Below are 12149 nucleotides of genomic sequence, written 5' to 3'. Positions count from 1 at the left end.
CAGCTTGCGGCGGTTGGCGGGGTTGACCAGCTTGGCCTCGAACTTGCGCTGCTCCCAGCGCCGGTCGATCGGGACGGAGTGGGGGGCCTTGGTGTCGGCGATCTTCTCGCCCTCGTAGTACAGGCCGTCGATGAGTTCAGTCATAGTCGTTCACTCTCAGTGGTTCGCCGTAGCACACTCGGCGAAGTGCTCGGCGGAGGAGCCGATCGCGTCACAGAACTGCGGGTAATAGTCGGCAGCGGCCATGGGGGCATCGACATAGCCGAAGAGGATCGCCGTCGGAACAGCCATGAAGGCGGCGAACAGCGCGAAGGCCAGCACGAAGGCGATCAGCCGGATGAAGGGGATGGTGTTCCCCCGCACCGCCCCCAGCGTCTGCAGGGCGGACCACACGCCGTGCCACACGTGCAGGCACAGGGCGGCCAGCGCGACCGCGTAGATGAGCCACACCCACCACAGCTGGAAGCCGTAGTACATGTTGAGGTAGGCCCGTCCGTGCACGTACTTCCCTCCCGGCGTCAGCGACAGGGTGGTGTACTGCAGGATGTGCCAGACGATGAACAGCAGGAGGATGACACCGCCCCACCGCATGGTGCGCATGGCGTAGCGGGAGGCGAAGTACTCGGCGCCGGGCTTCTTGACGGCGTACTTGTCGTTGCCGCGGGCCCGCTTGTTGCGCGCCCACAGGCTGAAGGCGCTGCCGGCGTGTGCCAGGAGGCAGGCCATGAGAGCCAGGCGGAGGATCCACAGAACACCGCCGTAGGGCATGATCGGCACCAGCAGTGCCCGCAGGAACACGGCGTAGTGATCGTAGGCGACCTCACCCTCGAAGTAGTGCAGGTTGCCGTAGGCGTGGAAGAGGACGAAGAACAGGAACACCAGTCCCGAGATCGCCATCATGCGCTTCATGAAGACGGTCGTGGAGAAGGCGGTCCGCCTCTTCAGGGAAGGAGCAGATGATTTGGCCACGGCACAAGGCTAGCCGGGCGCAAGGTGCCGCAGACGCCATCTGCACTCGCCACCAGCGGCGTTAGTGTGACGATCCGCAGAATCGTGGGGATCTCACCGAATCTCGATTCGTCATTCAACGCCGAGGAATATGCTGACACCGGCATCTGGGGCCACCTTTTCGTCACAGGGGCGTCAGACAAATCTGTGAAGTCACCGACACGCACCGCCTCTCTCCCCACGGTCCGTGTATATCTCCGGTCGTTATGGCGCCTATCTGCCTCTTCGGCTCCGGCGCAATCCGTCCAGTCGGACACCGGGACTTGCCCCCGGATGGGATGCTCCACGGGTTCAGGCCGGGCTCGGCTCACCGGCCTCGGCCCCCACCGGCCCCGGGCGCGGGCGCAGAGTCAGCCGCATGACCACGGCGTCCTCCGGCGGCGCCAGGTAGTAGCGGCGGCGCCGGCCGATGGGAACGAACCCGTGCCTGGCGTAGAGCCGCTGGGCGGTCTCGTTGGACTGGCGCACCTCCAGCAGGACCTCGGGGCAGCTCACCTCTCGGGCGGTGGAGACGAGCTCGGTGAGCATGAGGGAGGCGATCCCTCGTCCGCGCGCGGCCGGGATGGTGGCGATGGTCAGCAGGTCCGCACTGGTCAGCCCACCGGCGTGGTAGAGCCCGGCGTAGCCCAGGAGCCGTGGCCCGCGCGGCCCGGCCCCGGCGGCGCGATCCGCGGCGTCACCGTCGCCATCGCTCTCTTCGGACTCGACGACGACGTAGCGGCGGTCCGCCCCAGACCCGTGGGAGGCCGCCAGCTCGGCGGCCAGCAGGTCTCGGCTCCAGGCCTCGGCCCCGAAGAGCTCTCTCTCGAGGTGGGTGATGGTCTCCAGGTCCCCCGCCGCCATCTCCCGCAGCCCGGGGGCCCGGCCCGCTCCCGTCGCCTCGGGCATCTCAGTGTCCTTCTTCGCCCCGGGGTCAGCGCACGCGCTTGCGGGCGGCGGGCATCTGCACGTCGGCGTGGCGCAGGTAGAGGGGCTGAGTGCTCAGCTCCTCACCGCGCTCGAGACGGGCCAGGGCGATGCGCACCTGGGTCAGGACATCACCGGAGACGGGGGCCAGGACCTCGTGGCAGGAGGCCATCTCCGCCAGCTCGGGGTAGAGGGCGGCGCCGGAGCCGGCCACGACGTCGACGCTTCCGGCCCCTCCGTCCCGCCCCGGTGCCTGCTCGGCGAGGCGCTCGGCGACCTGGGCCGGGGGGCAGACGCTGATCTCGGTCAGGCGGGTGACGTCGTCGGGACCGTTGGCGCGGAAGAGTGCCGCGTAGACCTCGCGCCTGCGGGCATCGGTGGCGACCAGGACGACCGGATCCTTGCGTCCCTCGTGGGCTCCGAGCCCGTCCAGGGCGCGGCGGGCGACGGCGTCGAGGCTGGAGACGCCGTGAACGGGGACGCCCCGGGTGCGCCCGACGACCCCGGCCGTCACCAGTCCGGCACGCAGCCCGGTGAAGGGGGCCGGGCCGGTGGCGGCGACCACGGCGTCCAGCGGGCGCTCGGCCGCCTCGGGAGCCGACAGGGCATCAGAGAGCATCTGTCCCAGGGACTCGGCGTGACGGCGGGTATCGGCCTGTTCGTCCTGGCTCAGCACCTGCAGGGCGCGTGCGCCGGCGGCCGAGGGGGCGGCGTCGACGACCGCGAGCTGCGTCCCCAGGGAGGAGTCGATGGAGAGGATTCGCACCGGGCCAGCCTATGCCCTCGGGTCTCGTGGCAGGTTGACGCGGCTCTCGGGGATCGTGTCCCCCAGGGTCTCGCCGACGGTCGCATCGGTGTCGTCCTCGGCCTCGTCCCCCAGGAGGGACAGGTCGATGGCGGCACGGGGGATGCCCCGCCGTACTGCGGCGCCCTGGGTGTCGGGCTCGTCCCGGCTGAGCCGGTCGGCGCGCTCGGCCATGTCGGCGCGGTTGCGGGCCTGGCGCAGTGGGGCGGTCACCTTGCGCTCGTGACGGACCGTGATGATGACGGTGATGATCCCGACGACGACGACCGCCAGGACCGGCCCCCAGATCGCCCAGCCCCCGGAGACGGAGCGCTCCTCACTCTGACCGGCGGAGGTCTTGGGCTTGGAGCCGGCGCGCTCACGCAGAATCTCTCCGTAGTCGCGCAGCTCGATGGGGCCGGCCAGGCGCCGGGTGGCGGCCTCCCCCATCGCCGTCACCGTGGTGCCGTTCAGCGAGTACCAGGCGTTGGCGTTGCGGTCGTGGACGAGGTGGGCCTCGCCCATCTGGTCGACATCGGTGGCCAGGTCGTCGTCGAACACGGGGGTGCAGGTGGCATGCCCCTTGTCATGGACCACCTCGAGAAGACCGACCGGCTTGCCGCCCGAGGAGACGGTCGCGGCCCAGTCGCCGGTGTCGACGGGTTGCGCGGTGGGCTGGGAGCCGTCGAGGAAGCCGGAGGCCCAGGTGTAGACGCTCCGCGGGTCGCCCACCGTGATCTCGCCCTGCTCGCCGGTGCTCTGACGCACCTGAGCGACGCACTCGCTCTCCATGAGCGCCTTGGCCTCGTCGCGCGAGTCGGCATCGGCCGCGACACCCGTCACGCCGCCGACGGACGTGATCGGTGCGAGTCGGGCACTGGTGTCGGCCCCGGCCCGGGCCTGCCCCGAGGCCAGGAGGCAGACGCCCAGGAGCGCCGCCGCAGCAGCGGGCAGGAGCAGGTGTCGGGGACGCCGGGATCGCTGGGCGGGCCGGGTGGGGATGGCGTTGCGGAGCGGCGCCACGGTGGCGGGAGTATTCACAGCGGTGCTCCCGGCTGGCAGGAGGCCTCTGCGGCCAATGGGCTCAGGTCGACATCGGCCCAGCGCGGACCGACGGCGCGCACGACGATCGTCCGGTTGCCGTCGTCGACCTCGCCGAGATCCACGACCGGCTTGCCCGTCACCGAGCCGGCGGAGTGCTCGGCGCCGGCGGGGGCGTCGTCGGGCTGCGGGCGCTCGGCGCGCACGGCACCGTGGGGGCGCAGCACCTGGATCTCCAGGCGGTCGGGGCTCAGGGCCTCCACCTTCTCCTCGCCCCACTCGACCAGGGTGACGGCGCGGTCCAGGGAGGAGTCCAGGTCGAGGGCGTCGATCTCCTCCAGGGAGGTGATCCGGTAGGCGTCGACGTGGATGAGGTCGGGGCCGTCGGACACGGAGGGGTGCACACGGGCGATGATGAAGGTGGGTGAGGAGACCCGGCCGCGCACCTGAAGGGCCGCGCCGATGCCCTGAGCGAGCGTCGTCTTGCCGGCCCCCAGCCCGCCGGAGAGCATGACGAGGTCACCGGCGCGCAGCAGGCGGGCCAGGCGGGTCCCGAGCGCCCGGGTCTCGTCGGCGTCGCCGGTGGCGACGCTGATCCCGGGGGCGGTCTCAGGTGTGTGCGGCGCTGCGCTCATAGTCCCTCCTCATCCGTGCATGGGTCCGCCGGCGGAACCGGTCGGCCCGGTGGGGACCGGCGATATCCGACGTCTGCCGTCTAGGGTCGAGAGTAGTCGCCGGTACCGGGATCCCCGACGTAGCAGCGCGGGACACGAGCTCCCAACCGGGTCACGATCTCGTAGTTGATGGTGCCGCAGGCCTGTGCCCACTCGTCAGCAGTGGGGACGGCCTCCCGGCCTGAGTCCTGAGGGGCTCCCCAGAGCACGGCGGTGTCTCCGACCTGGGCCGGTGCCGGCAGGGGCGCGCCGGTCTTGTCCACGGCCGGGCCGAGGTCGACGACCACCTGGTCCATGCACACCCGCCCCACGATGGAGGTCCTGATACTGCCGACTCCCACGGGGCCGGTGGAGCCGGCGGCGCGGGGGACGCCGTCGGAGTACCCCAGGGGCACGAGCCCCACCCAGCGGTCGGTGGGGGCTCTCCAGGTCCCCCCGTAGGAGACGGCCTGTCCGGCCTCGATGCGCTTGACCTGCACCAGAGGGGACTCCAGGCGCATGGCGGGCCGCAGCCCGAGCTCGGCGCCGGTGGCCACGGACGGGTCGGGACTCAACCCGTACAGACCGATGCCTGCGCGCACCAGGTCCATGCGTGCCTGCGGGTGCCACAGGAGTCCTCCGGTGGCGGCCAGATGGTGAGTGGGCGGGTTGAGGCCGGCGGCTCGCACGACCCGCTCGGCTCGCCGGTACCGCTCCAGGTGCTCCTCGGTGGAGCCGCTGGCGGGCTCGTCGGCGCGAGACAGGTGGGACCACAGGCCGACGACGTCGACCGCTCCCCCGTCCTCGGCCCGCCTCAGCGCGGCAGCCAGGGTGGGCAGCTCCTCGGGGGTGGCACCGCCGCGCGACATGCCGGTGTCGACCTTGAGGTGGAGACGCGCCACTTTCTTTTGCGCCCGGGCCGCCGCCGACAGGGCCTCGAGCTGGGGCAGGGTGGAGACCGACAGGTCCAGGTCGGCCGCCAGGGCGGCGCGCAGGGGCGAGTCCTCGGCGGCTGCTTGGACAGGATCCATGACGGGCAGGAGCCAGGTGAGGACCCGGGGGGCCTGCGCGGAGGGCTCCCCCGCCGGGCGGCTCACGCCGGCCTCATCCAGCAGGGAACGCAAGGTCAGGGCCTCGGAGAGCTGGGCCACTCCCAGCCAGGAGGCTCCCGCTGACAGGGCGGTCAGGGCGACCGGGCCCAGCCCGTGACCGTAGGCGTCGGCCTTGACCACGGCCATCCACGGCACGCCCGCCACCTGTGCCAGGAGCCGCCCGTTGTGGGCCACGGCCTCCAGGTCGATGACGGCCCGCGAGGTAGCGGCCGCCGCCGATGGCGCGCACTGGGCGACCGCGGATCGCGGAGCGGTGGAGGGGGTCGTTGCGGCTGAGTCCATGGAGGTGGTCACGCCGCGATTGTCGCACTGGGCGGCCGGGGCCGCCGCTGTTTCCTGGCCCACGCCTCGGGCCGGAGGGCCTGATGGGCACCACCTCGGCCGACACGCCTCAAGGGTGGGGCACTGCCTGGAGCCGGTTGAGCTCGAGGCGGGCCGGGCCGAGGGCCGCAGCGATGTCCAGTGCGGCGATCGGGTGCCCGCCGGTCCCCGTGCTCCCGGCACCCTGAGGTCTTGCAGCGGCGTAGGCGCCCGCGAGCGCATGCAGCCTGACGCCGGCGGCCACCGAGTCGACCAGGGCGTCCAGCACCGGGGCCGGCCCCGAGGCGGCCGGCTCCCTCTCCTGCTCCCAGCGGGCTGCGGCGCAGGCCAGGACCGCTCCGAGGATCCCGGCCAGCACGTCCCCGCTTCCGGCGGTCGCCATCCAGCCGGGGCCGCTGTCCACACTGACCACGGGGCGCTGCGGTGCGGCGATGAGCGTGGTGGCTCCCTTGAGCAGGACGGTGGCGCCGGTGAGGCGACAGATCTCGCGGGCGGCGAGCCCCGGGTGGGCCTCGACGCGGTCGCGGCTCCAGCCACGGGCCTCCTGCGCCGGCGTCTTCTTGTCCTCCAACACGCTCAGCAGCGCGGCGGCCTCTCCGGCGTGCGGGGTCAGCACGTGCAGCGGCGTGCAGCTCAGCTCCTCGGTGAGGAGCTCGGCCAGGAGGCTCAGGGCGCCGGCGTCGACGACGGTGGGGATCCGGGTGGGGGCCTGCTGGCCTGTGCCGGAGGGTGCCAGGGTGGAGGCGAGCACGGCCCGCACCTCATCGGCCCTGGCGGTCTCAGCGGGGTCGATGCCCGGCCCCAGGACGAGTGCCTGAGCGCGTCCGGCGGCGGGGACGACCTCGGGCCGGGCAGCCAGGACGAGGTCCTCCACGCGCCGGGGCGCGGTCAGGCGCACCATGCCTGCGCCGGCGCGAACGGCGCCGTTGGCGGCCAGGACGGCGGCGCCGGGATAGGTCTCGCTGCCGGCCCACAGGCCGACCACACCGCGGGTGTACTTGTGGTCATCGGGGCCCGGCTCGCGAAGGGCTCGTCTCAGGTAGTCGCCCAGGGCGCCGTCGACGGGGCGGCGGGCCAGGGGCCGGCTCGTGGGCGCGGGCAGCCCGAGGGGGACGACCTCGACGACGCCGCACAGGTGCCGGGCCGGGGGCAGGCACTGGCATCCCTTGAGGCAGGTGAAGGTGACGGTGCGGTCGGCGGCCAGGACCGGGCCGCTCACCGTGCCGTCGTCGACGCCGGTTCCGCTGGGCAGGTCGACGGCGATGACGCGCAGCGGGCGACGCCCCGGTTCTCCGGAGGCGATGAGCGGGGCGACGAGGGCGGCGGCGTCGGGTCGCAGTGCTCCGGTGGCGCCGATGCCGGTGAGCCCGTCCAGGACGAGTCCGCCGCGGACGAGGAAGGCCTCGATAGCGGCCATGGCCTCGGCGGAGTCCTGGTCGGTTCCGCCGTCGTGGCGGTAGCCGGCTCCGTGGACGGTGACGCCGTGGCTGCGGGCCTCCTCCAGGGCGACGGGATGGGGGTGCTCGGTGGCGAGCACGGCGCTGACCGCGCAGCCGCTGCGGGCGAGCAGGCCTCCTGCCAGGAGGGTGTCGGCCCCGTTGTGGCCGCCGCCGACTAAGAGGAGTACCGGGGCCCCGGAGATCCATCCGGGGCCCGTGTGCGCGCCCGCCCCGTCACCCGTTCCTTCCAGCGGCGTCGGCGGGGAGAGCGGTGAGGTGGGGGTGGCGGTCGGCCCCATGGGACTCGTCGAGGACGCCGGCGCCAGAACCGGGCGGGCGGGGACCGCAGCGGTGCCCGCAGTGCCGGCTCCTTGGCGCAGCTCGCGCAGTGCCGCCCGGGCCACCGCGTGGGCGGCGGCTCTCATGTAGCGGTCGGTTCCCACGGTGACAGGGGCCTCCGCAGCCGCTATCTCCCGGGCGGGCCAGGCGCAGGTGGTGGGATCGGTGACGTCGTCGGAACGCGGGAGGTCGTTGAGGTCACTCATCCGTCCCATTGTCCTCCGCTCCGCTCTCCTCGCCCCTCCAACGCGGCTTTGAGACAGGCAGTTTCACACAGCGGGACTCGCCGGGCGGCTGCCGGTCCGGGTCGGCCGCCGCCGGGCACGCGGCAAGAAGTTGTCCTTTCTAGAATTAGGCGGCGCGTTCACCCCCCACCGCCTCGGATCACCCGGCACAATGGCCGAGTGATCCGCGCTGTAGGGACCGACCTGGTTGATATCCCCCGCCTCGAAGGCTACATGGACCGGGTGCCCGGCCTGCGCGAGCGGCTCTTCACCCCCGCCGAGCTGGCCGCCTGCCAGAAGCGGGCAGCCTCCCTCGGGGCGCGCCTGGCGGCCAAGGAGGCGGTTCTCAAGGCCCTGGGGTCGGCCTACGCCGAGCTCGGACTGGACGCGCCCCAGGGGTGGGAGTACCAGGACATCGAGGTGACCTCGACGCCCGGCACGCCGCCGCGCCTGCGCCTGACCGGGGCGGCCGCGATGGCCGCGCGCCAGGCCGGCATCGGCCACTGGCACCTCTCCCTGGCCCACGACGGCGGTATGGCCCAGGCCTTCGTCGTCGCCCAGGCCGACCACGTCGACAACGACGACGACCTGGCTCTGTCCTCTCAGCGCTCGGAGGCCCGCACGAAGCAGCAGATCAAGTCCCTGCGCCCCGCCCTGTAGACCTGTAGACGACGGTGCCGAGCCCGGGATACGGGCTCGGCACCGTTGAGGGTCGAGTCGATGCCTCGCCGTCGGTCCTACTCGACGGTGACGGACTTGGCCAGGTTGCGCGGCTGGTCGATGTCCAGCCCCTTGGCCCCGGCCAGCGCCGCGGCGAAGATCTGCAGCGGCACCACGGTCAGCAGCGGCCACAGGATCGTGGGGGTGGCGGGCACCCGGATGATGTGGTCGGCGAAGGGCTCGACGTCGGCATCCCCGTCCTCCGCGATGACGATGGTGCGCGCACCACGGGCCCGGATCTCCTGGATGTTGGAGATGACCTTGTCGTGCAGGACGGGGCGGCGCGGGGTGGGCACGATGACGAAGACCGGCAGCCCCTCCTCGATGAGCGCGATCGGGCCGTGCTTGAGCTCACCGGCGGCGAAGCCCTCCGCGTGGACGTAGGCGAGCTCCTTGAGCTTGAGCGCCCCCTCCAGCGCCACCGGGAAGCCGACGTGGCGGCCCAGGAACAGGAAGGAGGACTTGTCCGCCAGCGCGGCGCCCAGGTCGCGAACCCGGGCCTCCTGGTGATCCAGGACATGCTGGATGCGGTCCGGCATGGCGGCGAGGTTGTCCAGGTACTCGGCGACCTCGTCGGGCCACTTGTTGCCGCGCAGCTGGGCCAGGTAGAGCCCCAGCAGGTAGCAGGCGGTGATCTGGGCGAGGAAGGCCTTGGTGGAGGCCACGGCGACCTCCGGGCCGGCGTGGGTGTAGAGGACGGCGTCGGCCTCGCGGGCGATGGTCGAGCCGTAGGTGTTGACGATGGCCAGGACCTTGCTGCCCTGCTCACGGGCGTGGCGCACGGCCTGGATGGTGTCCATGGTCTCGCCGGACTGGGAGATGGCCACGGTCAGGGTCTTCTCGCTGACGACCGGGTCGCGGTAGCGGAACTCGTGGGCGAGCTCGACCTCTACGGGGATGCGGCACCAGTGCTCGATGGCGTACTTGGCGACGTGCCCGGCGTAGGCGGCGGTGCCGCAGGCGATGACGACGATCTTGTCGACGCTGCGCAGGACGGAGGGGTCGATGCGCATCTCGTCGAGCTGGAGCTCGCCGCGCTCGTCGACGCGGCCGCGCAGGGTGTCGGCCACGGCGGCGGGCTGCTCGTGGATCTCCTTGGCCATGAAGGTGTCGTAGCCGCCCTTGACGGCGGCGGAGGCGTCCCAGGAGACCTCCCAGGTCTTGGGCTCGACGGCGTTGCCGTCCCGGTCCCAGACGTGGACGGCGTCGGCGGTCAGCAGGAGGACCTGGTCGTCGTCGACCTCGGCGGCTTTCTTGGTGAAGGCGACGAAGGCGGCGACGTCACTGCCCAGGAAGTTCTCGCCCTCGCCCAGGCCGATGACCAGGGGGCTGGAGCGGCGGGCGGCGACGATCACCGCGGGGGCCAGGTCGGTGACGGCCAGCAGCGCGAAGGCGCCCTCGAGGCGGGCGGTGACGGCCTGCATCGAGGCGACCAGGAGGTCGGCGACCCGGGCCGGGTCGGAGGCGGCGGCCGGGTCCTGACGCAGGCGGGAGGTGAAGTCGATGTCCAGGACGTGGGCGACGACCTCGGTGTCGGTGTCGGAGAGGAGCTCGCGCCCGGCGGCCTCGACCTCCTCGCGCAGCGGGCGGAAGTTCTCGATGATGCCGTTGTGGACCACGGCGAGGTGGCCGGCGCGGTGGGGGTGGGCGTTGGCCGTCGTCGGGCCGCCGTGGGTGGCCCAGCGGGTGTGGCCGATGCCCGCGGTGGCGGGAGCCGGCGGGGTGGCCTCCAGGATGGCGCGCAGCCCCGAGAGCTTGCCCGCCTCCTTGACGACATCCAGGCCGGAGGGGCCCACCAGTGCGACGCCCGCCGAGTCGTAGCCGCGGTACTCCAGGCGGCCGAGGCCATCCATCAGAACAGTCAGGGAACGGGAGGAACCAGTTTCACTCAGAGGGCCGACGTGGCCGACAATTCCACACATGCTCCGATCGAATCATGCCTGCGCGGCGTTGACAACGAGCGCGGGGACACGTCGATGTGATCTCCGTGTGATCTCGGTTCCCCGCCGGCGCCCCGCCGAGTCCCACTCATCCTCCGGGGATTGTCCGCCGGGCCTCGTCATTTGCGACACTGTGTCGGTGACATCCGAGCTGAGCGACCCGAGTGACCTGGGTATTCCAAGCGCCTCGCCCTATATAGAGCTGGACCGGGACCAGTGGTCCGCCCTGGCGTCCTCGGCGCCGCTGCCGCTGACCCAGGCCGATGTCGAGAAGCTGCGGGGACTGGGCGACCCCATCGACCTGGCTGAGGTCGACGCCGTCTACCGGCCCCTGACCGCGCTGCTGGAGGACTACATCGCCACCTCGCGCGAGCGGGCGCACCGCACCGGCGCCTTCCTGGGGGTGAGGGAGCCGCCCACGCCCTTCGTCGTCGCAGTGGCCGGGTCGGTCGCCGTGGGCAAGTCGACGACGGCGCGCCTCATCGCCCGCCTGCTCGCCCGATTCCCGGACACGCCCCGGGTGGACCTGGTGACCACCGACGGCTTCCTGCTGCCCAACCGGGTCCTTGAGAAGCGCGGGCTCATGGCCCGCAAGGGCTTCCCCGAGTCCTACGACCGTCGCGCCCTGCTGGAGTTCGTCGCGGCGGTGAAGTCCGGCAGCAAGTGCGTCCGGGCGCCCGTCTACTCCCACACGGTCTACGACATCGTCCCGGACCGGCATGTGACGGTGGAGCGCCCCGACATCCTCGTGCTGGAGGGGCTCAACGTGCTCCAGCCCGCCCCGCGGGGGGCGCGACCTGGGTCCTCGGCGCTGGCGGTGAGCGACTTCATCGACTTCTCGATCTACGTCGACGCCGACCCCGACGACATCCGCCGCTGGTACCTGGACCGGTTCCTCACCCTCAAGCACACGGCCTTCACCCAGCCGGGCTCCTACTTCCGGCGCTTCGCCGAGATCCCTGACGACGTCGCCCTGGCCGGGGCCGGCGAGATCTGGGAGAGCATCAACCTGGTCAACCTGCGCGAGAACATCGCCCCCACCCGAGGGCGGGCCACCCTGGTCCTGACCAAGGACGCCGAGCACCGCATGAGCCGGGTCCTGCTGCGCAAGTCCTGATTCCTCCTCGCGCTGAGACTCCAGTGGGGTGAGCTGCCTGGGGTGAAGTCATCAGCCGGTTCACCGGACATAGCGGACGCGGTCGCCCGTAGCCGCCTTGCCAGCCTTGGGCGTGCACTGCACGAGGGTCGGGTGCTACTGCGGGAGGGTTGGGTGTACTCCAGGTAGGTGGGACCTTCGTGCAGTGCGCACAACCCCTGGCCAGTAGATCCCCACCCTCGTGGAGTAGACCGCACCAGAAGAGGGACATGCCCGAACCGGCATCAGACATGCACCGTCAGCAACCCGAAGAGGGGCCAAGGATGTCCACATCGGTGACAAAAGGCCCAGACCGTTCTCGTGGTGACGAAGCAAAACCGCATGATTTCAAGGTTCTCGTTCACGCGACCTGGAGTTCGAACATCCCTTTGTCACCGATATGGACACCAACAGGCCGATTCCCCGAAGAGTCCAGTGCAGCACCCAGCGTTAACAGGCTCTTCGTGTTTGAGGGTGTGGTAGGTGGAGCCTATTGAAGTTCATAGGTGGGGTGGGTGCGTCGTTGC

The 12149-nt window shown here is 71.7% G+C and carries 10 protein-coding genes; 2 read left to right on the top strand and 8 right to left on the bottom strand.

Annotated features, from left to right (window positions below; genetic code table 11):
- Positions 1 to 156: 156 nt before the first annotated feature.
- The 7 genes from BKH32_RS08870 to BKH32_RS08840 all read right to left on the bottom strand — a co-directional run bounded on the left by BKH32_RS08870 (position 157) and on the right by BKH32_RS08840 (position 7809).
- Positions 157 to 909 carry a succinate dehydrogenase cytochrome b subunit gene (locus BKH32_RS08870; protein ID WP_178384601.1) on the bottom strand — a complete coding sequence of 251 codons (753 nt, stop codon included), beginning with the start codon at positions 907 to 909 and terminating at the stop codon, positions 157 to 159.
- 390 nt (positions 910 to 1299) lie between these two features.
- The gene (locus BKH32_RS08865) at positions 1300 to 1896 is read right to left on the bottom strand and encodes a GNAT family N-acetyltransferase (protein WP_075249676.1); all 597 of its coding nucleotides are present in this window, start codon (positions 1894 to 1896) and stop codon (positions 1300 to 1302) included.
- 25 nt (positions 1897 to 1921) lie between these two features.
- A complete protein-coding gene (gene tsaB / locus BKH32_RS08860; protein ID WP_075249674.1) occupies positions 1922 to 2680 on the bottom strand; it encodes a tRNA (adenosine(37)-N6)-threonylcarbamoyltransferase complex dimerization subunit type 1 TsaB in 759 nt (252 codons plus the stop codon).
- Positions 2681 to 2689: 9 nt separating this feature from the next.
- Positions 2690 to 3739 carry a hypothetical protein gene (locus tag BKH32_RS08855; RefSeq protein WP_075249672.1) on the bottom strand — a complete coding sequence of 350 codons (1050 nt, stop codon included), beginning with the start codon at positions 3737 to 3739 and terminating at the stop codon, positions 2690 to 2692.
- Positions 3736 to 4374, bottom strand: a complete 639-nt coding sequence (gene tsaE / locus BKH32_RS08850) for a tRNA (adenosine(37)-N6)-threonylcarbamoyltransferase complex ATPase subunit type 1 TsaE (protein ID WP_075249670.1) — start codon at positions 4372 to 4374, stop codon at positions 3736 to 3738. Before tsaE ends, BKH32_RS08855 begins: the two co-directional genes overlap by 4 nt.
- A gap of 80 nt (positions 4375 to 4454) precedes the next feature.
- A complete protein-coding gene (gene alr, locus BKH32_RS08845) occupies positions 4455 to 5786 on the bottom strand; it encodes an alanine racemase (RefSeq protein WP_075249839.1) in 1332 nt (443 codons plus the stop codon).
- A 109-nt stretch (positions 5787 to 5895) separates the two neighbouring features.
- On the bottom strand, positions 5896 to 7809 hold the full coding sequence (locus tag BKH32_RS08840; protein ID WP_075249668.1) for a bifunctional ADP-dependent NAD(P)H-hydrate dehydratase/NAD(P)H-hydrate epimerase: 1914 nt from the start codon (positions 7807 to 7809) through the stop codon (positions 5896 to 5898).
- A 198-nt stretch (positions 7810 to 8007) separates the two neighbouring features.
- On the opposite strand from BKH32_RS08840, the gene BKH32_RS08835 reads away from it, so the two are divergent.
- Complete coding sequence (locus BKH32_RS08835; RefSeq protein ID WP_075249666.1) at positions 8008 to 8487, top strand: holo-ACP synthase; 480 nt, start codon at positions 8008 to 8010, stop codon at positions 8485 to 8487.
- Between the two features lie 77 nt (positions 8488 to 8564).
- On the opposite strand, the gene glmS is transcribed toward BKH32_RS08835, so the two are convergent.
- Entirely contained in the window at positions 8565 to 10469 is a 1905-nt protein-coding gene (gene glmS, locus BKH32_RS08830) for a glutamine--fructose-6-phosphate transaminase (isomerizing) (protein WP_075249664.1), read from the bottom strand.
- Positions 10470 to 10620: 151 nt separating this feature from the next.
- Between glmS and coaA the strand changes: the two genes are divergently transcribed.
- Positions 10621 to 11604, top strand: a complete 984-nt coding sequence (gene coaA / locus BKH32_RS08825; protein WP_075249662.1) for a type I pantothenate kinase — start codon at positions 10621 to 10623, stop codon at positions 11602 to 11604.
- Positions 11605 to 12149 lie beyond the last annotated feature (545 nt).

The sequence above is a fragment of the Actinomyces oris genome (assembly GCF_001929375.1).
Taxonomy (GTDB): Bacteria; Actinomycetota; Actinomycetes; order Actinomycetales; family Actinomycetaceae; genus Actinomyces; species Actinomyces oris_B.
This window is presented reverse-complemented; position numbering and strand designations above follow the sequence as displayed.

Coding starts and splice junctions, on each gene's coding strand:
- BKH32_RS08870 (WP_178384601.1), bottom strand. CDS start 909: ATGAAGCGCATGATGGCGATCTCGGGACTGGTGTTCCTGTTCTTCGTC.
- BKH32_RS08865 (WP_075249676.1), bottom strand. CDS start 1,896: ATGCCCGAGGCGACGGGAGCGGGCCGGGCCCCCGGGCTGCGGGAGATG.
- tsaE (WP_075249670.1), bottom strand. CDS start 4,374: ATGAGCGCAGCGCCGCACACACCTGAGACCGCCCCCGGGATCAGCGTC.
- alr (WP_075249839.1), bottom strand. CDS start 5,786: ATGGACTCAGCCGCAACGACCCCCTCCACCGCTCCGCGATCCGCGGTC.
- BKH32_RS08840 (WP_075249668.1), bottom strand. CDS start 7,809: ATGAGTGACCTCAACGACCTCCCGCGTTCCGACGACGTCACCGATCCC.
- glmS (WP_075249664.1), bottom strand. CDS start 10,469: ATGTGTGGAATTGTCGGCCACGTCGGCCCTCTGAGTGAAACTGGTTCC.